Origin of the sequence: Streptomyces sp. NPDC086766 (assembly GCF_044746005.1) — a bacterium.
In the GTDB taxonomy this organism is placed as follows: Bacteria; Actinomycetota; Actinomycetes; order Streptomycetales; family Streptomycetaceae; genus Streptomyces.
Genome location: NZ_JBIVBI010000032.1, coordinates 1 through 20,527 on the forward strand (window position 1 = coordinate 1; position 20,527 = coordinate 20,527).

At 67.9% G+C, this 20,527-nt stretch carries 21 protein-coding genes and 6 pseudogenes; 13 read left to right on the plus strand and 14 right to left on the minus strand.

Translation table 11 applies throughout. From position 1 onward, the window contains the following. Window positions 1-306 precede the first annotated feature (306 nt). Window positions 307-954 carry a tetratricopeptide repeat protein gene (locus tag ACIPM1_RS32150; protein WP_402440655.1) on the plus strand — a complete coding sequence of 216 codons (648 nt, stop codon included), beginning with the start codon at window positions 307-309 and terminating at the stop codon, window positions 952-954. A gap of 21 nt (window positions 955-975) precedes the next feature. Here the strand turns inward: ACIPM1_RS32150 and ACIPM1_RS32155 are convergent. Next, window positions 976-1,455 (minus strand): annotated as a pseudogene (locus ACIPM1_RS32155) (transposase); the annotation flags it as partial. Window positions 1,456-1,659: 204 nt separating this feature from the next. Between ACIPM1_RS32155 and ACIPM1_RS32160 the strand changes: the two are divergent. The 4 genes from ACIPM1_RS32160 to ACIPM1_RS32175 all read left to right on the plus strand — a co-directional run bounded on the left by ACIPM1_RS32160 (window position 1,660) and on the right by ACIPM1_RS32175 (window position 5,465). Further along, a complete protein-coding gene (locus ACIPM1_RS32160) occupies window positions 1,660-2,175 on the plus strand; it encodes a GNAT family N-acetyltransferase (protein ID WP_402440657.1) in 516 nt (171 codons plus the stop codon). Window positions 2,176-3,025: 850 nt separating this feature from the next. Continuing rightward, window positions 3,026-3,835 carry an alpha/beta fold hydrolase gene (locus ACIPM1_RS32165; protein WP_402440659.1) on the plus strand — a complete coding sequence of 270 codons (810 nt, stop codon included), beginning with the start codon at window positions 3,026-3,028 and terminating at the stop codon, window positions 3,833-3,835. Then, a complete protein-coding gene (locus tag ACIPM1_RS32170; RefSeq protein WP_402440700.1) occupies window positions 3,835-5,106 on the plus strand; it encodes a PP2C family protein-serine/threonine phosphatase in 1,272 nt (423 codons plus the stop codon). Before ACIPM1_RS32165 ends, ACIPM1_RS32170 begins: the two co-directional genes overlap by 1 nt. Continuing rightward, window positions 5,103-5,465, plus strand: coding sequence for an STAS domain-containing protein (locus ACIPM1_RS32175; protein WP_402440661.1), 363 nt, complete (start codon window positions 5,103-5,105; stop codon window positions 5,463-5,465). The genes ACIPM1_RS32170 and ACIPM1_RS32175 overlap by 4 nt, the downstream gene beginning before the upstream one ends. Window positions 5,466-5,726: 261 nt before the next feature. Here the strand turns inward: ACIPM1_RS32175 and ACIPM1_RS32180 are convergent, their stop codons facing one another. Continuing rightward, window positions 5,727-6,212, minus strand: coding sequence for a DUF899 family protein (locus ACIPM1_RS32180; protein WP_402440663.1), 486 nt, complete (start codon window positions 6,210-6,212; stop codon window positions 5,727-5,729). Between the two features lie 182 nt (window positions 6,213-6,394). On the opposite strand from ACIPM1_RS32180, the gene ACIPM1_RS32185 reads away from it, so the two are divergent. From ACIPM1_RS32185 to ACIPM1_RS32205, 5 genes and pseudogenes are all read left to right on the plus strand, one after another. Then, window positions 6,395-6,760: a DUF4440 domain-containing protein gene (locus ACIPM1_RS32185; protein ID WP_402440665.1), complete on the plus strand. Its 366-nt coding sequence runs from the start codon at window positions 6,395-6,397 to the stop codon at window positions 6,758-6,760. 16 nt (window positions 6,761-6,776) lie between these two features. Then, window positions 6,777-7,007 (plus strand): annotated as a pseudogene (locus ACIPM1_RS32190) (transposase family protein); the annotation flags it as partial. A gap of 92 nt (window positions 7,008-7,099) precedes the next feature. After that, window positions 7,100-7,903, plus strand: a pseudogene (locus ACIPM1_RS32195) (transposase family protein). 93 nt (window positions 7,904-7,996) lie between these two features. Then, window positions 7,997-8,507 (plus strand): annotated as a pseudogene (locus ACIPM1_RS32200) (transposase family protein); the annotation flags it as partial. A 37-nt stretch (window positions 8,508-8,544) separates the two neighbouring features. Further along, on the plus strand, window positions 8,545-8,910 hold the full coding sequence (locus tag ACIPM1_RS32205) for a VOC family protein (RefSeq protein ID WP_402440667.1): 366 nt from the start codon (window positions 8,545-8,547) through the stop codon (window positions 8,908-8,910). A gap of 327 nt (window positions 8,911-9,237) precedes the next feature. Here ACIPM1_RS32205 and ACIPM1_RS32210 read toward each other — a convergent pair whose 3' ends face one another. The 8 genes and pseudogenes from ACIPM1_RS32210 to ACIPM1_RS32245 form a co-directional block, all read right to left on the minus strand. Next, a complete protein-coding gene (locus ACIPM1_RS32210; RefSeq protein WP_402440669.1) occupies window positions 9,238-9,606 on the minus strand; it encodes a VOC family protein in 369 nt (122 codons plus the stop codon). A gap of 204 nt (window positions 9,607-9,810) precedes the next feature. Beyond that, entirely contained in the window at window positions 9,811-10,074 is a 264-nt protein-coding gene (locus ACIPM1_RS32215) for a hypothetical protein (RefSeq protein ID WP_402440670.1), read from the minus strand. Between the two features lie 75 nt (window positions 10,075-10,149). Then, complete coding sequence (locus tag ACIPM1_RS32220) at window positions 10,150-10,527, minus strand: fic family toxin-antitoxin system, toxin component (RefSeq protein ID WP_356186967.1); 378 nt, start codon at window positions 10,525-10,527, stop codon at window positions 10,150-10,152. Then, window positions 10,527-10,766, minus strand: coding sequence for a hypothetical protein (locus ACIPM1_RS32225; protein ID WP_356187218.1), 240 nt, complete (start codon window positions 10,764-10,766; stop codon window positions 10,527-10,529). Before ACIPM1_RS32225 ends, ACIPM1_RS32220 begins: the two co-directional genes overlap by 1 nt. A gap of 19 nt (window positions 10,767-10,785) precedes the next feature. Beyond that, entirely contained in the window at window positions 10,786-11,031 is a 246-nt protein-coding gene (locus ACIPM1_RS32230) for a hypothetical protein (RefSeq protein ID WP_402440706.1), read from the minus strand. Next, a pseudogene (locus ACIPM1_RS32235) lies at window positions 11,005-11,194 on the minus strand (FAD-dependent monooxygenase); the annotation flags it as partial. The pseudogene ACIPM1_RS32235 and the gene ACIPM1_RS32230, both read right to left, overlap by 27 nt. 149 nt (window positions 11,195-11,343) lie before the next feature. Further along, on the minus strand, window positions 11,344-12,786 hold the full coding sequence (locus ACIPM1_RS32240) for a multicopper oxidase family protein (protein WP_402440672.1): 1,443 nt from the start codon (window positions 12,784-12,786) through the stop codon (window positions 11,344-11,346). Between the two features lie 1,146 nt (window positions 12,787-13,932). After that, a complete protein-coding gene (locus tag ACIPM1_RS32245; protein WP_402440674.1) occupies window positions 13,933-14,340 on the minus strand; it encodes a DUF6223 family protein in 408 nt (135 codons plus the stop codon). Window positions 14,341-14,533: 193 nt separating this feature from the next. Between ACIPM1_RS32245 and ACIPM1_RS32250 the strand changes: the two genes are divergently transcribed. Together ACIPM1_RS32250 and ACIPM1_RS32255 are read left to right on the plus strand one after the other, a co-directional pair. Then, window positions 14,534-15,661, plus strand: a complete 1,128-nt coding sequence (locus tag ACIPM1_RS32250) for a sensor histidine kinase (RefSeq protein WP_402440676.1) — start codon at window positions 14,534-14,536, stop codon at window positions 15,659-15,661. Beyond that, entirely contained in the window at window positions 15,658-16,320 is a 663-nt protein-coding gene (locus tag ACIPM1_RS32255; RefSeq protein WP_402440677.1) for a response regulator, read from the plus strand. The genes ACIPM1_RS32250 and ACIPM1_RS32255 overlap by 4 nt, the downstream gene beginning before the upstream one ends. Window positions 16,321-16,445: 125 nt before the next feature. Here ACIPM1_RS32255 and ACIPM1_RS32260 read toward each other — a convergent pair whose 3' ends face one another. Together ACIPM1_RS32260 and ACIPM1_RS32265 are read right to left on the minus strand one after the other, a co-directional pair. Then, window positions 16,446-16,925, minus strand: a complete 480-nt coding sequence (locus ACIPM1_RS32260; protein WP_402440702.1) for an FAD-dependent oxidoreductase — start codon at window positions 16,923-16,925, stop codon at window positions 16,446-16,448. A gap of 1 nt (window position 16,926) precedes the next feature. Beyond that, window positions 16,927-17,127, minus strand: a pseudogene (locus tag ACIPM1_RS32265) (FAD-dependent oxidoreductase); the annotation flags it as partial. 446 nt (window positions 17,128-17,573) lie between these two features. Between ACIPM1_RS32265 and ACIPM1_RS32270 the strand changes: the two are divergent. Next, window positions 17,574-17,996: a PPOX class F420-dependent oxidoreductase gene (locus ACIPM1_RS32270; protein ID WP_402440679.1), complete on the plus strand. Its 423-nt coding sequence runs from the start codon at window positions 17,574-17,576 to the stop codon at window positions 17,994-17,996. A 366-nt stretch (window positions 17,997-18,362) separates the two neighbouring features. On the opposite strand, the gene ACIPM1_RS32275 is transcribed toward ACIPM1_RS32270, so the two are convergent. Next, window positions 18,363-19,079, minus strand: a complete 717-nt coding sequence (locus ACIPM1_RS32275; protein ID WP_402440681.1) for an SDR family oxidoreductase — start codon at window positions 19,077-19,079, stop codon at window positions 18,363-18,365. Between the two features lie 220 nt (window positions 19,080-19,299). Continuing rightward, window positions 19,300-20,457 carry an FAD-dependent monooxygenase gene (locus tag ACIPM1_RS32280; protein ID WP_402440682.1) on the minus strand — a complete coding sequence of 386 codons (1,158 nt, stop codon included), beginning with the start codon at window positions 20,455-20,457 and terminating at the stop codon, window positions 19,300-19,302. Between the last annotated feature and the right edge of the window lie 70 nt (window positions 20,458-20,527).

Consider the following 20,527-nt stretch of genomic DNA (forward strand, 5'->3'; position numbering starts at 1 on the left):
AGGCCCGTGAACGTCTCCACCCACACCCGCTCGGCCCTCAACACCCCAGCCATACAACGGAGATGCCCAGTTCATGGCCTTCTGCAACACCCTTTAGGGTCTGTTGCGAAAGCCGTAGGCGACTGGTTCGAGTACCCAGGCCAGGCTTTCTTGTAGGTGCTGACGGGCCGGAGTCGGCCTGCTGGCACTCCCAGCTTGCGGGCGACTGGGGGTGTTCAAGAGCCGCCGTCCCACAATTCCCGCGTTCCGCCGGGAGTGCGGAGATGGCCTCGGCGCTGTCATCGTCCGAAGGGGAGGGGTAGGGGTATGCAAGGGCAGGACTGGATCGAACGTGCGGGAGAGCTGTTCGAAGCGGCGATGTTCGGCGGGGACACGTCCGCGCTGGACCAGTCGGATGAGGTGCTGGACTCGGTCGAGGCGCCGCTTGCCATGGCGCGGGGCAAGGTGCTGCACGTCCGCTTCCTGAACGACCGCGAAGAGAACACCCAGGAACTGGTGCTGTTTGAGCGCGGGGCCGAGTTGTACGAGCGTCTGGGGGATGCGTCGGGAGAGGCGGACGCGTTGTTCTGGGTCGGCTGCTGGCACCAGGTGGTCAAGGGCGACGGCGTCGCTGGCAGGCCGTACTTCGAGCGGTCGTACGCGCTGGCGAAATCCGTCGACGACCGGATGACGATGTCCTATGCGATTCGGCATCTCGGCTTCACCGACAAGGATGCAGGCCGCTTCGATCAGGCCCGCGAGCGGTTGACCGAATCGGTGACACTGCGCCGTGAGATCGGATTCGGGCCCGGGGAAGCAGCCGGCCTGGTAGCACTGGCCTACCTCGCGGCCGAAACCGGCGACCCGGCGGCGGCGTTCCACCACCTTGACGAGGCGCAGTCGGTCGCCGAGAGCTGCGGTGCCAAGTCCGTGTTGGGGTGGATCGAGCAAGCCCGCACGCACATCCGCTCCTAGGTTCTGACTGGGAAGTGCTGGTCACAGCCCTTCGTTGAGGACTGCGACCAGCACGGTCGCCTCGTAGCGGACGGCGAGCTTGTCGTACCTCGTGGCCACGGCCCGGTGGCGCTTGAGGCGATTGATCCCGCACTCGACGGCATGGCGCTCGCGGTAGTCGGCCTTGTCGAACTTCGGCGGCCGACCGCCTCGGGAGCCGAGTTTCTGGCGGTTGCGGACCCCGTCGGCAGGGACCGGGATGGTCGCATTGATCCTGCGTCTTCGCAGGTAGGCTCGATTGCTGCGGGAGTCGTACGCTTTGTCGGCCCGCACACGGTCCGGTCCCCTGCGGGGCCGCCCAGCACCGAGCCGGGGCACCCGAATCGCCCCCCGGACCGACTCGAACTGCGGAGAATCACCTCGCTGACCGGCCGTGATCAGCACGGACAACAGCTTCTGTCCCTGCTCGACAGCGAGGTGGACCTCCGCTGCCCGGCGGTGACCACGATGGTCATGGGTTTCTGCCCCTGCTCGACCCCCAGGTGCGACTTGGTGGCCAGGCCGCCGCGCGACCGTCCGATCCCGTGGCCGTCCGGCTCAATGGCGGCGCTCGAGTCCGCATAAGACTAGTGGCGCGGTGAACGGACCCTAACTCGTCGCCCTCGTCCAGGCCGGTGCCCGCTGCGAACAAGGCACGCTGGTCGAACGTTCCCATCCGGAGGCAAAGTGACCACTCTCAAGCCGGAAACCATCCGCACCGACCGACTGTCTCTACTTCCCTTGCAGGTCGGCCACGCCGACGAGATGGCCACGGTGCTGTCCGATCCCGACCTGCACGCCTTCATCGGAGGCGCTCCGGAGAGCGCCCAGACCCTGCGCGCCCGCTACGAACGCTGGGCCGACGGCTCGCCCGACCCCTCACAGGCCTGGTGCAACTGGGTGATCCAGCTCCGCGACGCGGCCTGCCTGACGGGCACGCTCCAGGCGACGATCACAGCCGACGGTCACAAAGCCGCCGCGGAGATCGCCTGGGTGGTGGGAACTCCATGGCAGCGGCGCGGCATCGCCACCGAGGCAGCCCAAGGCCTCGTCGCCTGGCTCCGGGAACACGCCGTGCTCACGGTCACCGCCCACATCCACCCGGACCACAAGGCATCCGCCGCCGTCGCCACCGCAGCCGGGCTCACTCCCACCAACCAGTGGCGCGACGGAGAAATCAGGTGGCAGCTGACAACCAGCTGACCGTGCATCGACATTTCTTGACGCTTACGCTTCGCCGCAGTTCGAGACGGTCCTGGAAGCGATCCGGGTGCCCCGCATCGGTCCTGGTCGACCCCGCCATGACCGGAGCGGGGGCGCCAGAAATGATCTTGAACGCGACACTCCGGTCCAAGGTTTCGTCCCGCACCTCCCAGCACTGCCCCACACCGCCCTCGCCGAGGTGCCGCACCAGCCGGTAACGGCCCCCGAGGAGCTGATCCTCCACGCCTCATGCCTCCCCCGCCTCGATATGCCATTTCGTACCACCGAAATTCTGGTGCGATCACACTGCCACCACAAGCACGCCCGCCCGATGTAGGGCGTGCAGAACGATCGCTGTCGGCGCGACAGAGCCAGCACGAGCAGGGGGCAGCCAACGAAACCGACTTCCCCCGAGTAGGGCTTCGGCGCTCCGCTGGTCGCCACGATTCACGGCGGCACCGCAGGGGGCGACGGCGCCGGTGAGCCTCCCCGACGGCGCCCCTCGGACCAGCGCCTCTGGTGACAACACACCTGCCTTGGTGACACTTATCACGCTTTGGCTCAGTAGTTGATGCTCGGCATTTGTCGGCTGCCCCTGGCCGCGCTGCGGCGGGAGAACCACCGCCTGCACGAGAACGTCGACATGGCCCGCTTCCAGGCCACGGCTGGAGGCGCGGGCGCGCGAGACTCCCCCGTGCACGACGGTCTTCGGCGCGCCTGCCAGTCCGTCCCCATCGCCGCGGGCCTTGAGTGTCGGTCAGGCGCGAGGCGGTTGCGCTCGCGGCGACGCAGAGTGTGCGGCCGGACACGGTTGCGGCTGTTAAGGACGCGGTCTGCGAGGATGGAGGGCATGACTGTGCGGCGCAAGAATCATGTGACGGTGTCCGGCCGTTCCGGGGGGCCGGTCGTCATGCTTGCGCATGGGTTTGGGTGCGACCAGAACCTGTGGCGGCTGGTGGTGCCGCTCCTGGCACGCGACTTCACGGTGGTGCTGTTCGACCACGTGGGAGCGGGGCGCTCCGATCTGTCGGCGTGGAGCAGGGAGCGCTATTCCACGCTGGACGGCTATAGCGAGGACGTGCTGGAGATATGCCGTGAGCTGGCGCTCGGCCCGGTGACGTTTGTAGGGCACTCGGTGAGCGCGATGATGGGCGTTCTGGCCGCGGCACAGGAGCCGGAGGCGTTCGCCGGTCTGGTGCTGCTCGCTCCGTCGCCGTGTTTCGTCGACGATCCGGCCGTCGGCTATCGCGGCGGGTTCAGCGCCGAGGACATCGATGATCTCCTGGAATCACTGGATGCGAATTATCTGGGATGGTCGGGCGCCATGGCCCCGATGATCATGGGCAATCCCGAGCGTCCGGAGCTGGGTGACGAGCTGACCAATAGCTTCTGCCGCACCGATCCGGCCATCGCCCGCGTCTTCGCACGGGTGACGTTCCTGTCCGACAACCGCGAAGATCTCGCCAAGGTGGGCGTGCCCACCTTGGTCGCGCAGTGTTCCCGCGATGCGATAGCACCCCCCGAAGTCGGAGCGTTCGTGCAGTCACGGATTCCCGGCAGCCGGCTGGTCACCCTGAACGCGACCGGACACTGCCCCCAGCTCGCCGCGCCAGAGGAAACAGCTGCCGCGATCACCGACTTCGTCAAGACCGCGCGATGATGTGTACGTCGGGCGGTGGCGAGAACGGCGAGCACCCGCTACCCGAGGAACAACCCGGTGACGATCACACGGCGTTCTGCGCGCAGTTGGAGGACAGCGCCGAGGATCTGTACGAGCACGCGCCGTGCGGCTACCTCTCCACCCTGCTTGACGGCACGATCGCAAAGGTCAACACGACACTTCTGGACTGGCTCGGTTACACACGCGACGACCTGGTAGGCCGCAAGACCTTCTCCGACCTGCTGACCGCAGGGGGCCGGCTCTACCACGAGACCCACTTCGGCCCGCTGCTGCGCATGCAGGGCAAGATCGGCGGGATCGCCCTGGAACTCAAAGCGGCCGATGCCAGCCGTCTGCCTGTGCTGGTGACCTCTACGGTCAAGACCGGCAACGACGGGCAGCCGCTGCTGATCCGCACCTCCGTCTTCGACGCCCACGACCGCCGCGCCTACGAGACCGAACTGCTGCGCACCCAAAAGCAAGCAGAACGCGAACGCGAAGAACTCAAGCGCCTGAACGCCACCCTGCAGCGAACACTGCTGCCCCCGACCCTGGTGAATGTGCCTGGACTGGACGTGGCCGCGTACTACCACATTGCCTCCACCGACAAAGTCGGCGGCGACTTCTACGACCTCTTCCCTCTCGCCGCCGGGACGTGGGGACTGTTCCTGGGCGACGTATGCGGCAAGGGCGCCGCCGCCGCGGCTATCACCTCACTGGCCCGTTACACCCTGCGTGCCGCCGCCGTCTACGACCCGGACCCGGCCGCCGTCCTGAGGAACCTCAACACCGTCCTCCATCACGAATACAACGGGCACGATCCGCGGTTTTGCACCGTTATCTTCGGACTGCTCACCCCCGACGCCGATCAAGGCGGCTTCCGTATCACCCTGGCCAGCGGCGGCCATCCCCCGGCGCTGCTCCTGCGGGCTGACGGAAGCGCCGGCTTCCTTCCCACCCCCGGCGGACAGCTCCTCGGCGTCCTGCCCGAGGCCCACATCGCCACCACCACCATCCGCCTCGAGGCCGGCGACACCCTACTGCTTCACACCGACGGCCTTACCGAAGCCCACACGGCTTCTAACAGCGACGACGGCCGCTACGGAGACGAAGCCCTCCTCGGCTTCGCCCAGGCCCTGGCGCCCACCACCGCCTCCAACGCCATCGCCGCGATCCGTGCCCTGCTCGACACCTTCGGTACCGGCGTCGACGACGACACCGCCGTCCTCGCCATCAACGTGCCCCGACCCACCAGTGAAGAGCAGCCGTGACTCAGCTCACCGTGCACACCCGAACCACTGCCGCCGGGCCGGTCATGGAACTGACCGGAGAACTCGACTACGACAGTTGCTCCCAGGTACGCGAACTGCTGCCCGCACTGATCCTGCAGGCAGGCCAGCAACTGGTCATCGACCTGGCCGGCATCACCTTCTGCGACTCAAGCGGCCTCACCGCCCTGCTCGCCGCTCGCAACCACGCTCTCGCCGTCCAGGCAGGCATTGCGCTGGCTGCAGTCCCCGGCCACCTGATCCGCGTCTTCAGCATCGTCGGGCTGGACCAAGTCTTCCCCGCTCACCCCACGGCACAGGCAGCCGAAGCAGCCTGGACACCACCCGCGACCCAACCCTGAAAAGGGCGGCGGAGGCGGAACGGAAGAGAGGCCCATGTCACCGAGTTCTGCGCCTGCCAAAGCCCGGAGATGTCGGCGACACGGAGAACCGTCAGTGCGTCACATCGAAAGGGCCTCCATCTGCGCTTCTGGCGCAGACGGGGCCTCTTTAGGCTTGCTGGGACGTGGCCGGTTGAAGCACGCACACCGTAACCGGGTTTGGCGGGTCCGCAGGAATACCGGGCCTCGACCATGATGCCGAGGCCGCCATCGGGTTCACGTTCAGGAGCAGCAGCCTGAGCCGTCCGTGATGGGCTGTCCGCTGTGGAGGTCGTCGTCGTGGCCTGCGGTGATCCGTGCCCATTGCGGGGTCGGCCGTCCGTCCTTGCGGAACTGCTGACCGAGGGTTTCGTACGGCTGCGGCCAGCCTGGCGGGGAGTCCTCCCAGGTTTCCTGCCGTCCGTGGACGGTCATGTCGAGGATGCCGTAGGAGGGCGCCATGGGTTCGACGCCGCGGCCTGTGGTCCAGTACGTCTCGTAGACGCGGTCCCCGTCGCGCAGGTAGCTCGCCTTCATTCCGAAGTGGCGGCCGGCGAGGAGCGGTTCGCGTGACTCGGCGGGTACGGAGTACCAGGGCATGTCCCAGCCCATGAAGCGGCGGTAGTTTGCGCTCTGAAACCAGCCGCCGACAAACCCGATACAGACTTCGCCGAGGGCGACGATGCCGGCTGCTACGGAACCGATGAGCACCACCCATACCTGATCCATGCAGAGCGCACCTGCTGTATGGCTCCGTTCACGTTTGGCGGCACTTGTGCATGAGTTCCGGAGGCAGTTGGTGATCACTCCGTCGAGAGGTGTTCGCGAGTTTTGACGGCATCGCCGTGCCATCGCTGCGTCGGGTGATCAATTCGCTGTGCCTTGGCAGGCAGCGTCCGTAGGGTTCCTGCATGACGGATGAGAGTGCGCGGGCCGTGCAGGCGGCCATCGACGGTGAGATGGAGCTTCTCGATCCCGAGGTGCGTGCTTCCCCGGCCCGTGTCCTGGAGCTTCTCGACCCGGAGTTCACCGAGATCGGGGCTTCCGGACGCCGGTGGGACGTGGAGTCGATCCTCACGGTGACGAGCGGCGGCTCGGTGTCCCCGGAGTCTCCGGTCAACGTCAGCGAAATGTCCGGCGTCGTACTTGCTCCGGGCGTCGTTCACCTGACCTACTTCGCCGACAACCAGGGCCGTCGGGCATGGCGGAGCTCTTTGTGGCGTCTGACGGAGACGGGCTGGCGGATGTACTTCCACCAGGGCACTTTGACCGGTTGAGCAGAGTGGGGCCGCCGCCCGCAAGGGCGGCGGCCCCTGGCTGACCACGGGCATCAAACGTAAGCCCCGGCGGGAACTCACCCCCACCCAGAAGACCGTCAACTGTGCCCTGGCCGCGGTACGGGCACCGGTCGAACGCGGCGTCGCCCGCCTGAAGTCCTGGCGGATCTTCCGCGGATCTCGATGCAGTCCACACCGCATGACGTCAATCGCCCAAGCAGTCCTCACTCCGGAGCGGCAACGCTGAAGAAGCTCAGTGAGCCTCTTTCATCCTGTGCTGGAGGGTGAAATGGGCTGGTTAGCAGGTGTGGTGACGAGGCAGGGCCCCTGGTCGTTGGCGTGGTGATTCCACTCAACACGCTGGCGACTGAAGGGGCCCTGTTGGTTCCGTCTCCTGCCATGCTCGATGTCCCGTATGAGCTGGTCGAGCACGTTTCCTGGTTGCTGTATGAGCACCGCCGGGCCCGCAACGTCCGCTGGCGCAAGCTCGGTTGCTTCAAGCAGGCGCTTCTCACGCTGGTTCACCTGCGCAAGAACGAGACGTTCTCGCAGCTCGGAGCCGGGTTCGGCATATCCCAGGCCACCGCCTGGCGATACGTCGATGAGACCCTCGACGTTCTGAGCTCCTGGGCGCCCGGCCTCCACGAAGCCCTCACCGGCCTCGGTGAAGGCGACCACATCATCGTTGACGGCACTCTGATCCCCATCGACCGGATCCGCGCGGATGAGCCGTACTACTCCATGAAACACCGCAAGCACGGCATGAACGTGCAGGTCATCGCCCGTCCCGACGGCACACCCCTCTGGTTCTCCCGTGCGACCCCGGGCCGCACCCACGACCTGACCGCAGCCCGCGCCCACGGCATCGTCCAAGCCTGCCTCACCAGACAGATCCTCGTCCTCGCCGACCGCGCCTACCAGGGCGCCGGCACCACCTTCCGAACGTAGTACAACCACCACGAACAGCCCAAGCACTACCAGCAGTTCAACCGGGACCACACCCGGCTGAGAGCTCCGGGAGAACGGGCCTTCGCCCAGTTGAAGTCCTGGCGGCTACTCCGGCGAGCCAGATGCTCCACCCGCCGCATCGGCACCATCATCCAGGCCGTCCACACGCTGCTGACCTGTGACTATTCAGGATGAAAGAGGCTCAGTGAGCCTCTTTCATCCTGTGCTGGAGGGTGAAATGGGCTGGTCAGCAGATGTGGTGACGAGGCAGGGCCCCTGGTCGCCAGCGTGGTGATTCCACTCAACACGCTGGCGACCGAAGGGGCCCTGTTGGTTCCGTCTCCTGCCATATGGGCACCGCCGGGCCCGCAACGTCCGCTGGCGCAAGCTCGGTTGCTTCAAGCAGGCGCTTCTCACGCTGGTTCACCTGCGCAAGAACGAGACGTTCTCGCAGCTCGGAGCCGGGTTCGGGATATCCCAGGCCACCGCCTGGCGATACGTCGATGAGACCCTCGACGTTCTGGGCTCCTGGGCGCCCGGCCTCCACGAAGCCCTCACCGGCCTCGGAAGGCGACCACATCATCGTTGACGGCACTCTGATCCCCATCGACCGGATCCGCGCGGATGAGCCGTACTACTCCATGAAGCACCGCAAGCACGGTATGAACGTGCAGGTCATCGCCCGTCCCGACGACACACCCCACCCCTCTGGTTCTCCCGTGCGACGCCGGGCCGCACCCACGACCTGACCGCAGCCCGCGCCCACGGCATCGTCCAAGCCTGCCTCACTAGACAGATCAGGGGCCGTTGTCGGTGGGCGGGAATACGGTGCAGACATGGACTCGGTACAGATCACCACCGCATTCATTCCCGTCGCCGACCCGGCGGTCTCCGCCCGCTGGTACAGCCGCAGTCTTGGCCTTCGCGTCCACTCGGTCGACGAGCGGAGTGCCGTCCTCCACGCGGGCGGGAGTCCCGGCTCAATGTCGCTGACGTTGCTGGGACCAGCCAGCGGCATTCAGGCCAAGCCGGGGCTGGCCTGGGCGACATGCAACTTCGCTGTGGCCGACCTCAGCCGGACGCGGTCGGACCTGCACAAGCTCGGCTGCGAGACCAGCGCGATCGAAGGCGCACCCGAGATCTGCCTCTTCTTCACCCTCCACGATCCGGACGGGAACACGCTGCTGATAACCGACCGATGATTTACTGCCGCTGGTGATCTGGTCGCGCTGTGCCGGATCGTGCAGCGGATACCACGGTTGCGCAGGCAGACACGGTGACGCCCAGGCCGCTGATCTGGACGACCTGGATGCTCGGGAGTCGGGCGGGCGCGCTCGTCAGCGGCCACCCGACCCACTCCCCCAGCCCCGACACGGACGCATCACGCTCACTTGTGGAACTGCTGACCGAGGGTGTCGTACGGCTGCGGTCAGCCTGCCGGTGAGTCCTCCCAGCTTTCCTGTCGTCCGTGGACGGTCCTGTCGAGTACCGCAGGCAGTCCCCGACCAGCACAGACACCCGGAACAGCGTCACTGAGCCGGGATCGGCTGGGTGAGGTTCACCGGGTTGCCGTCGGGGTCCTGGATGTGGGCGACGCGCTGTCCCCACGGCATGTCGTTGGGGCCGCTGCGGACCGAGCCGCCCAGCGCCTCCACCCGGCCGAGCGTCTCGTCGACGTCGTCGACACCGATACTGAGCAGGATCCGCGGTGCCGCCCCGGTCCCCAGGTCCGTCTTGGCCACCACCCCGAGGTCGGTGTCACCGATACGCAAACCGAGATAGAACGCCGGGCCTTCCGCCGGCACCCGGAAGATCTCCTCGGCGCCGAACAATCTCGTATAGAAGCCGAGCAGGACGTCCAGGTCGGCAGTGATGATCACTGGCTGGATGGTGGACATGGCACTCCTGTCGTGAACGGTCGTGGCGATGGACAGACCGTTCGAGGACGGTGAACTCATCGGCCGAACCGCCCTGCCAGACGATCTACACCCCAGACTGCCGCCCGCGACCAGCACGAGCACCTCGAAACGGGGGCACACCAGCACCCTGACCCGCCACTTCAAGACGGCCCAGCTTCACTGCTAGACCGGCGGCTCTTCGGCCTATTCGTCGTCCGACTCCAGGTGTTCCTCCACCAACTGCTCGATCTCGCGGGGGACCTCGTACAGCGCCTTCAGGACCAGACCCCACGCCCGGTCCCGCAGCTCCTCCGGGACCTCGTCCTCGATCTTCTCCGCGAGCCTGCCGATCTCGTCCCGGGCGTCATCCTCCGTGCCCGTGGTCGGCGCGGTCATCGCCTCCCACAGGACCCGGCCCACCCCAGCCGCCACCCGGCCCATGCCGCCGAGCACCGAGCCCACATGCATCTGCGCTTCCCCCGGTGATTGGTGTCCTGCCACAGCGAGGCCCGGCCCAGTATGCGGGGCCGGCCACGAGTCGTTTCAGGTAGTGGTGGGCCAGGCCCGCAGCAGGGCGGCGATCTTCCCGGCGGTGCAGGCCGGGTCCAGGAGCAGGTCCTTGAGGGCAATGGCGTCCTCGCGGGCGGGTTTGACCGTGATTCCGGCTGCCTCGAGGTACATGACGCCGGACGCGGCGGCGACGGCCAGGTTGGAGCGCTCCAGCCAGCGGCACCGGCCCAGTGTGTGGACCAGGGCGGCGGCCTTGGCGTAGGGGCCGTCGTAGACGGGCTGCTCGAACAGCTCGGCCCGGTGGCGGGCGACCGCCGAGACCGGGACGCCGTAGTCGTCGGGGGCCGGATCGTTCGCCCCGGCGGCCTCGGCGACCTGCAGGATCCAGGGAATGTCGATGTTCAGATCCATCAGGCCGCGCGCGCTCCCCGGGGCGTGTGCTGGGCTTGTTCGGCCTCGTCGAAGACCGCCTGGTGTTCGGCCAGGAAGCGGGCGGCCGCTTCCACTGCTCGGGCGCGCAGGCCGCTGGCATCGTCCTGCACCAGCCTGGCGAGGTAGTCCCCGATGCTCAGTCCCAGGTCGGCGGCGCGCTTCTTGGCGAGTTCCGCGACGTCCTCATCCACGCGTGCGCCCAGTTGTGTCTTGGCCATACCAGCATGGTAACAGCCGTTACCGCGCTTGAGGGGCGACAGCCGCAGGAGCGGCGCCCTCGTCCGTCCAGTCCCCGTCGAAAAAGGTGGCGATCAGGTGTGCTTGCTCAGCGGGGAGCCGGCCGGAGCGGTGCTTGGTGCGGGTTTTGGTGAGCCAGGCGCCGATCTTGATGGTGTCGCCGTCGACACGGATGGTCTCGCGGGCGGTGGGGATGCAGCCTTCGCGGTGGAGGAAGACGAACAGGGCCAGCAGGCTCGATCGCATGGCCCCGTCGTCGGCCAGGTCCTGGTTCGTGCCGGTCCAGCGGCGCGCGGACCTGGGCGTACACCTTGACGGGGCCGCCGCTGTTGCGCTGGGCGACGAGGGCTCGGTTCCCACCGTACACAGCCACGGAACCGTCGCCGATCAACCGGACGAGGTCAGGATGGCCTGGGTGGCACACGACTGGATGATCCGACACAGATCCGGTCCGCGACCTTGCGTCCCGAGCCATTGGCTGCCCGCGGTGCAGGACGCCGGTATCCGGCAAGCAGTTCCGTTCGCCCGACGCCGGCTTCCCTGCGTCGACGGGATTGTTCAGGAGCAGCGCAGAAGGATCATGAATCCGTAGTCCATGTGAAGCTGCTGGTGGCAGTGGAGCAGGGACAGTCCCGGCTGGTCGGCGGTGAAGTCGAAGTCTAGGGCCTGGTAGCCGCCGAGCATGACGACGTCCTTGTTCAGGCCGTGAATCGGGGTGCCGGCGATGTGGGTGACTTCGAAGGTGTGGCGGTGCAGGTGGAGGGGGTGGATGTCGTCGGTGGCGTTGCGGAACCGCATCCGGTACCGCTTGCCGAGTTCGACATCCAGCACCGGCTTGTCGCTCTCCATGGAGAAGGGCACCCCGTTGAGAGTCCAGACGTTGAACCCCTTGTCGGCGGCGTTGCGCTTCTCCACCAGCAGGTCGAAGGTACGGTCGGGCTGCCGGACGATGGCACCGGCGCGGGCGAAGGTGCGGTAGTCCCAGGTGTGCTCGGGTGGTTCGCTCCACTGCGGGGACCCGGTGCGGCCGGCGTACTCCACCACGATGCCCATGCCGTTCTTCCGGTCGTCGTCGGCCCGGTCCCCCAGGATCCACACCCCGGGATGGTTCATATCCACCAGAGCGGAGACGCGTTCGGCGGTACCGATCCACAGCACCGGGACGTCGGCGGGGCGGGGTACCGGGTTGCCGTCGAGGGCGACCACTTTGAAGGTGTGGCCGGGGAGGGCCAAGCTGCGGATCTCGGTGGCGCTGGCGTTGAGGACGTGGAACAGCACACGCTGCCCGGTCTTGACCTTGATCGGCTGTCCGTGGCCCAGTTTGCGCCCGTTGATGCTGAAGACGCGGTAGCTGACCTCGTAGCCGTGCGGCATACCGCGGGCCAGTGAGTCGGCCATTGCCTTCTCGCCCCTGCGCTTCAGGTCCGGCATCTCGGAGGCGGGCAGGAAGTTCTGGGCCATGTCCCCGCCGTGGCTGAGGGAGGGCTCGAACTCCTTCAGCGTCAGGAAGACCTCCTGGTCGTAGGCCCCGGGGTTGGCTTTCGGCTCGATGTAGACCGGACCCGCTTGACCGGTGTACGTGCTCCGGGTCAGGTCACCATGTGCTGCCACATGGGTGTGGTAGAAGCGGAAACCGGCCGGTCCGGGCGTGAACGACAAGCGCCGCGTCCCGTGGGCGGGGATGTACGGGGTGCCCTCCTCTGCAACCCCGTCCACATGGGCGGGAATTCGCTGGCCATGCCAGTGGAGCAGTTCAGGGATGCCGGTGTCGTTGTGGACGTCGACCACGACTGGGCGTCCTTCGGTGAACCGAAGCAGGGGGCCGGGGAACTGTCCGTTGTATGTCGTGGTGGACACGATCGCGTCCGGCGCAAGCTCGACCCGCCCGGTCGCGATCCGCACCGTGTAATCCGCCTTTCCTGAGAAAGCGGTCTCACCGGAGGGCAGCTGGGAGCCGCAGGCGGCGACCACACCGGCAGCACCGCCGGCGAACAGGGACACGCCACTCAGTTTGAGGGCATCGCGACGAGAGATCGACACGGCACTGACTCCCTTACCCGCTCCCTCGGAATACCCCTGCGACCGGCTAATCCGGATAGATGCACGGCAATAGCTCCGCATACGCCCAATTCGCTATACCCGGCAAATGTAGCCTGACATCGGGCCGGATAGCGTCTGGACACGACGGCACTTCACCGCATATCCGTTCGATAGCGGCGCAGCGCCCACGTTCGGTTCAACCCCGCTCTTTCCGTGGCGCGTGCGCTCGGAAGCCGATAGAGGTTTCGTCACTTCCGGGTGGGGCGGCGTGGAGGTGTACGGTGCGGTCCCGGAGTCTCTCATCCGATCGGTCGGAATTGCCTGCAACACCAACCCGCAAACGCCCCTCCCGCAAGAGGGGCCACTACGAGGCAAGCGGCGAAAATCCCTGGGACGACGATCTCTTCCCAGTAGGGCGAGTGAACACTCGGGTCACCGAAGACCTCGAAGTCGAGAATCCAGAGCCACGGCCCCAGGGCGGCGCACACTCCCAGCACCTCGCAGGCGCGTGCACGCCCGAGACGAATCCCCAACAAGAGAGACGGGACAGAGCCGAAAGCCAGCATACTCAGCACGACGCTAACGCCCGACAGGTCTGTCACGTCCAGCGCGCGAGGGATCCACGGGCTGACAATGACCAGCGCCGCCCACCACAAGGACGCCGCGAAGGGCCCGCTGACGGGGGGCCTCCCCTTCGGTCTGCCTACCTGACGCACCGACTTGTCGCCCCTTCCCACCCTCCCGCCCCCACCAGGATGCTCCCATCATTCTTGAACGCGTTCAACTATCAGGTGTCGTCCACTTGACCTCCGGGCAGCACGCAACTCGCCAGCCCACCTGCGAACGCGCCCGCCTTCGGAGCGAGATGGGCATCCGCTGGGGTGGGCGCCCCTCCCTTCCGCACGACGCCGGGTCCTCAGGTCGAGGACCGCATGACGACCTGCTTGACCTGCTCACCCGGTTCCTCGAAGTTGGCCAGGTAGCGGGCGGGCAACGCCTCATTCACGGTGACGGAGTGGGCACCTTCCTCGCCGTTCCGTACCTCAAGGCGACGCTTCAGCGTCGTCCGACAGCAACTTCCACGTGGGGGCCGCCCGTCGTGGTCCGCTACGCCCCGGACGCCCCACACCGGTTTGCGGCAGTGCGGCGCGAGCGGGCCCGAGCCAGCCCACCGAGGGCCATGGCGATCAGCCCCAGCACCAGGGCCACGGCGCCACCGACTACTCCGTTGCCGGTGCCGGGACCACCGTCGGCGACGGCCAGATTGACCGCGCCGCCGACCACCGCGATCAGCCCCGATACCAGGGCCACGACAGCCCCGTTTTCCCCACCGTTGCCGATACGACGGCCGGAACGGGCCAGCGCCAGCCCACCGATGACCACGCCGACCAGCGCCAGCAGCGCGGCCGAGGTGGCCCAGAATCGCGCGGCGGTCAGCGTGTATGCACCGACCTCCCCCGACTGGGCCAAGGCGTGCGCGGCCGCCGGTGCGGCAAGCGTAAATCCGACGGACATGAGGTCCTCCTCATCCTCCTGCGACTGGTTGGCCTGAGCATGTCCGACAGACCCATCGCCGGTCGTCCGGCAGACGCGGACACTTTGAATACCGCCGATGCTGCAGGCGCCGCGCAGGTACCGCGTGTGCGGTAGGCGTCCGCTCATCCACGAGCAGGATTCGCCCTCAGAGACATCCGGCTAACGTGCGCACATGGACAAAGGACGGATCCGTGTCCTGGCCAGTGTCACTGACTGGGCGGTCGCTGCCGGGGTGGCGGCGCTGCTGCTGGGCACCGGGCGGTCCGGGGAGCACCCCGGCACGGGGCCCGATCTGCTCGGCTACGTGCTGCTGGCGGCCGGTGGCCTGGCGCTGGCCGCGCGCCGCCGGGCTCCGCTTGTTGTCCTGGCCGTCACCGGCCTGTGCGCGGTGGGGTATTTGGCGGCCGGTTTCGACGTGCTCGCCGTCTCGTACCTGGTCGCGGTATACGCCGCGGTGCGGGCCGGGCACCGCGCCATCACGGTGGCGACGTCCATAACCATGCTGGTCGCTCTGCACCTCACGGCCCTGGCCTTCCACGACGGGCCCGTGGGCGAGGCGTTCGCGCAGGCCCGCGGCACCCTGGAGGTGGCTTGGCTGATCGCGGCCTTTGCCGCGGGGGAGGCTGTGCGGCAGGCCGAGCGGCGGGCGGACGAAGCCGAGCGCACCCGGGAGGAGACCGCGCTGCGCCGCGCCGATGAAGAACGGCTGCACATAGCACGGGAACTGCATGATTCGCTCACTCACCAGATCTCGATCATCAAGGTGCAGTCCGAAGTCGCCGTCCACCTGGCCCGACGGCGCGGCGAGCAGGTGCCAGAGACCCTACTGGCGATCCAGGAAGCCGGACGTGAGGCGACTCGCGAACTGCGCACGACCCTGCAAGCTCTGCGCAACGACGACGCCACCCCGCCCCGCGGGCTCGACCACATCCCGGAGCTCGTGGAGCGGGCCGGCAACACCGGCCTGAAGGCGACTCTGACCATCGAAGGACAGCGGCACGATGTGCCGGCCGTGGTGGGCCGGACCGCCTACCGGATCGTTCAGGAGGCGCTGACCAACATTGCCCGCCACGCCGAGGCCGCCACGGCGTCGGTCCGGATCGACTACCGGCCCGACACCCTCGCGATACGCATCGACGACGACGGCAAGGCCACGCCGCACACCGCGCCGACGCCCGGCCTCGGGCTGCTCGGGATGCGCGAACGTGTCACCGCTCTCGGTGGCCGGCTGCGCGCCGAACCGCGCAGCGAGCGCGGCTTCACCGTCCAGGCCGAACTCCCCGTGGAGCAGATGTCATGATCCGCGTCCTGCTGGTCGACGACCAGCCGCTCATTCGCAGCGGATTCCGCGCGCTCCTTGACCTAGAAGACGACATCGAGGTGGTGGCCGAGGCCGCCGACGGACAGGAGGGCCTGGCGCTGGCCAGGGAGCACCTGCCCGACATCGTGCTCATCGACATCCAGATGCCCATCATCGACGGCATCGAGGCCACCCGGCGCATCGCCGCCGACCCGGCCCTGACTCGGGTGCACGTCGTCATTTTGACCAACTACGGCATGGACGAATTCGTCTTCAACGCCTTGCGCGCCGGCGCCGCCGGATTCCTCGTCAAGGACATCGTCCCCGAAGACCTCCTGCACGCCGTACGCGTCGCCGCCCGCGGCGACGCCCTGCTCGCACCGTCCATCACCCGCAAGCTGATCCACCGGTACGTCACCCAGCCGCTCCACGCTCACACCGGCACCGGACTGGGAGAGCTGACCAACCGCGAACGCGAGGCGGTCGCACTTGTCGCGCACGGCCTGTCCAACGACGAGATCGCCGACCGCTTGGTGATCAGCCCGCTGACCGCGAAAACCCACATCAACCGGGCCATGGGCAAGCTCCACGCCCGCGACCGCGCGCAACTCGTCGTCCTCGCCTACGAATCCGGCCTGGTAGCCCCCCGCAACTCCTGACATGCACGGTCCGGGTGCAAGCCTGCGCATTCGATCTCATCTCTCTGGCGGGCCGCTCGCCGGCCAGCGCGACCGAGGCCCGCAACGCCTCATCGGCCGCTGTAACGGTGGGTAGTCGGTCGTGGTCAGAGCGGTTCACACGGAAACCGGGCGATTCCTGGCGGCCCGCGCCGTCCGGGCGGACGTTGGGCCGCGGTGTGGTCAGCACGCGGTCCAGCCACGTGGGGAGCGAGTGGGTGCAGCCGAGCCGTCCGACCGTGGCGGTGCCCGCGGCGTCGGGGCCGGCCATCGGCATTCGGTGGCCGGCCGACGCGCTCAGTGCCTCGGTCCAGCGGCCCGGCGGCCATCACTACGGCGTCGGCCTCGGCGATGGTGTCGGACAGTTCGATCCATACACCGTCGGCTACCTCGGACAGGCCCGTCACCGTTGCGGGAGAGCGCAGTTCGACGCCGTGATCCCGGGCTTCTCCCCACAGCCGGGACACCAGCAGGGCGGGCAAGACGTGACCTTCGGTGGGTAGTAGGCGATGTCCCCGATGTGTGCCGGCAGGCGCAGGTCGGGCACGAGTTCGAGGGCCTGCTGCGGTTCCGGGGTGCCGTGCCAGAGCGCTCGGCCCTCCCGGCGACGTTCAGGTCGTGGTAGGAACGGGGGTTCTTGCTGTGTGAGTTGATCCACGCGAATGACGTACCGGAGGTGCCGTCCATCGCTCCGGCACGTTCGAAGACGATCACCTGGGCGCCCATCAGGGCCAGTGAGCGGGCGACGCTGACACCCAGTACACCGAGCCCGATCACGGCGATCTTCATGCGTTACTCGCCAATCAGCATCAGCAGCAGGAAGCCGACCAGCCTCGTAGGCGAACACCGACCATCCCCAAGGGCCGATGCCCTCCAGCTGAAACCGCCTGATGCGGCAGGCCGACGTGGCCGGGGGGCAGGGCCGGCGAGTTCCGCCAGCGTGGCGGGGCCCCCGGGCGAACCTGTCGCGGCGGACCTGGGAGACGCTGGGCGTGGCCCGCGCCCATCACCATGCCGCACGAGCGGCTGCGGCCCCGTCCTGTGCAAGGCGGTATGTAGGTCGACAGCGACCGGGCCGGGGGCCAGCGACTCCCTGGCGGGAGGGCGCCGTTCGCCCACACGAGCACCATCTGGTCGGCGAGCGTCGTGCGACAGCTCCTCTCGCGTGAAATGTGACAGCGTGTACGAGGTCACAGCAGACGGGCCTCCAACCATACGGCTAGAGGAGAAGCACGATGTCGAAGCCTCCGCTTACCCCCGATGCGATCGTCATGATCAAAAAGGCCAATCCGGCGGTCATCACCACGCTCCGGCCGGATGGCCAGCCCGTCTCCACCGCCACCTGGTACCTGTGGGAGGACGACGGTCGCGTCCTGGTCAACATGGACGAGGGCCGCAAGCGCCTGGACCATCTGCGCAACGATCCACGGGTCACCCTCACGGTGCTGGACGAAGCCAACTGGTACAACCACATCAGCCTCATCGGCCGGGTCGCCGAGATGCGAAACGACTCAGACCTCGCCGGTATCGACCGGCTCAGCCAGCAGTACACCGGCAAGCCCTACCCGCAACGAGACCGGGCGCGGGTCAGCGCCTGGATCGAGATCGAGCGCTGGCACGGCTGGGGCGCGTACAAGGACAGCAGCCAGCCGGGCTGATCAGCGTCCGGGCCCTCCTGAGGTACACCACGCCCCGAACATGCACGGAGGCATCAGTCATCGGGCGGCTCTGCGGTGGCGGGGTGAAGACGGCGCCGCCGGCCTGTTCCGCCGCCAGGCACTCGAACTCCGTGTGCAGGCCGCCGGCGGGGAAGAGGCGTTCGCCGGCGCCGATGAAGGTAGGGCAGTTTCGTCGCCGATCCCCTGCCGCTGACGACGATTCATGAAAACGGCCGAGGCCGCTCCTCGCCTGGCTTGGTTGGTCCTTGAAGTAAGTGTGGAGAGTGGAGAGCGAAGGGCAGGTCTTGATCACCCGCGAGGTAGGTGCAGGAAAACCCCGCCGAGCGCTTCCGGATACCGGCGCGCTCACCAGGGCACAGGCGTTCCGTCCCAGGAGAAGAAGCCACCCGTGGGGCCGTCCTCCGGCAGCAGAGCCAGGCGGAGGGCGCCCTGGGCGGCCTCGGCCGGGTCAGCGCCGGCAGCGGCGGCCCGGGGGTTGAGGTCGGTGGCCCGCAGTCCGGGGGCGAGCGCGTTGACCTTGAAACCGTCCTCGGCCAGCGTCTGGGCGTAGAACACCGTGAGGGCGTTGAGGGCGGCCTTGGACGACCGGTAGGCGGCGGCTCCACCGCTGCCAGGGGTGAACTGGGGGTTGGGGTTCGTGCTCCAGTTCAGCGATGCCGTGCCGCTGGAGACGTTGACGATGCGCGGGTGCGGGGACCGGCGCAGGGCGGGCAGGAAGGCATTGGTCACGGCCACCACCCCGAACACGTTGGTCTCGTACGTGCGCCGGAACTCCTCGACGTCTGTGTCGGCCGGCGGGGCGAGTGAAGGTGAGATGCCGGCGTTGTTGACCAGTACGTCCAGGCGATCCACCTGAGCCGCGGCCTGTGCGATGCTGTCGGAATCCGTCACGTCGAGGACCAGCAGGCGGGCCTCGGCGCCGATCTCCTCGACGGCCCGCTGCCCGCGACCGGCGTCGCGGGCGCCCACGTACACGGTGACGCCCTCAGCGGCCAGCAGTCGGGCGATATGCCTACCGATGCCCTTGTTGGCACCGGTGACCAGAGCTGCGCGTTCGTTCATGGCCACTACTGTCCCCTGCTCGCAGGCGCCCTACCAGGTACAGCCGGTACCAGGCAGCGGGGGAAGAGGCAGGGCCCTCCAGGAACCGTCCCACTACCTGCGGGACCGACCCTGTCGATTCGGGGACGCATCGGGTGGTCACCGACGGCGCCCGGCTGTTGCACGACCCGGCAGGCGTCCTTGCCGGCCTTCCCGCCGCCTGCTAACGGCGCGAGTCGGATCAGTTCAGCTGTGGCGGGACCCAGGCGTGGTGCCGGAGGATCATGTGCGTTGCGGCGCGGGAGGGCGTCCACCGCATCGCCTGGTTCCGCAGGGCGACGGCCAGAGGGTGGGAGAGCTGCTGGCCCATCCTTCCGGCCTGCCGGGCGGCCCGCGCGACCGCCTGGCTTCGCGGTCGGCGCTCGGCGTCGTAGCGGGCGAGCGCGGCTTCCACGGTGGGCTCTTTGGCGAGTGCGGCAGCCAGGGTCACCGCGTCCTCCAGCGCCTGGCAGGCGCCCTGTCCGAGGTTGGGGGTCATCGCGTGTGCTGCGTCGCCGAGCAGCGCAATCCGGCCGACGGTGTACGCGGGGAGCGGGGTGCGGAGTTCGTTGACGTCGTGGTGCAGCACGGCGCCGGGCCGGGTCGCGTCGAGCAGAGCGGGGATCGGGTCGTGCCAGGTGTGGAATCGTCGCGTCAGTTCGGCCAGTGGGTCGGCGACCCGCGTTCCGGCGGGGAGGTTGAGGACGGCGTGCCATTCGGCTCGCCCGTCGTGGAAGGCGATGTGCCCGAACTCGGCCCCGTGTCCCCAGGTCAGCTCAAAGTCCGTGCGTAGGTCGACCGCGTGCTCGGTGATGGCGCGCAGCACCGTCGAGCCGCTGTAGACCGGGCCGGGGTGGGTTGGAAAGAGTTCGCTGCGCACTTTGCTGCCGATGCCGTCGGCCGCCACTACCAGGTCGGCGTCCAGGACTGCGTCGCCGCAGCCGACGCGAACCGCGCCGGGGCCGATCTGCTCGACCGAGCCCGCCTCACAGCCGATCAGTAGTGCCTCGGCCGGCAGGGGGGCGCGAAGCAATCTGTGCAAGGTGGCGCGGGGGATGCCCATGATCGGCGTGCCCACCGCCTTCTCGAGCGCCGCGCCGTCCAACCGGGCCAGCCAACCGCCCTGTGGCGTGAGGGTGCCACCGCTGTACTGGCCCCGCGAGGCTTTCCGTACCGCCTCGCCGACGCCGAGTTGTTCCAGTGCCCGCAGGCCGTTGGCGGCCAGTGAGATACCAGCTCCCGCGTCCTCAAGCATGGAGGCTCGCTCGACGACCGTCACTTTCCACCCGATACGGCGCAGGCCGATTGCGGCGGCCAGCCCGCCGATGCCCCCACCGACCACCACTGCCGTGTCACCCATGCTGAAGCCCCCACCCTTCTACATCTGTAGAAGGTCACCGTACCTAAGGCTCTACAGGTGTAGAAAGGAG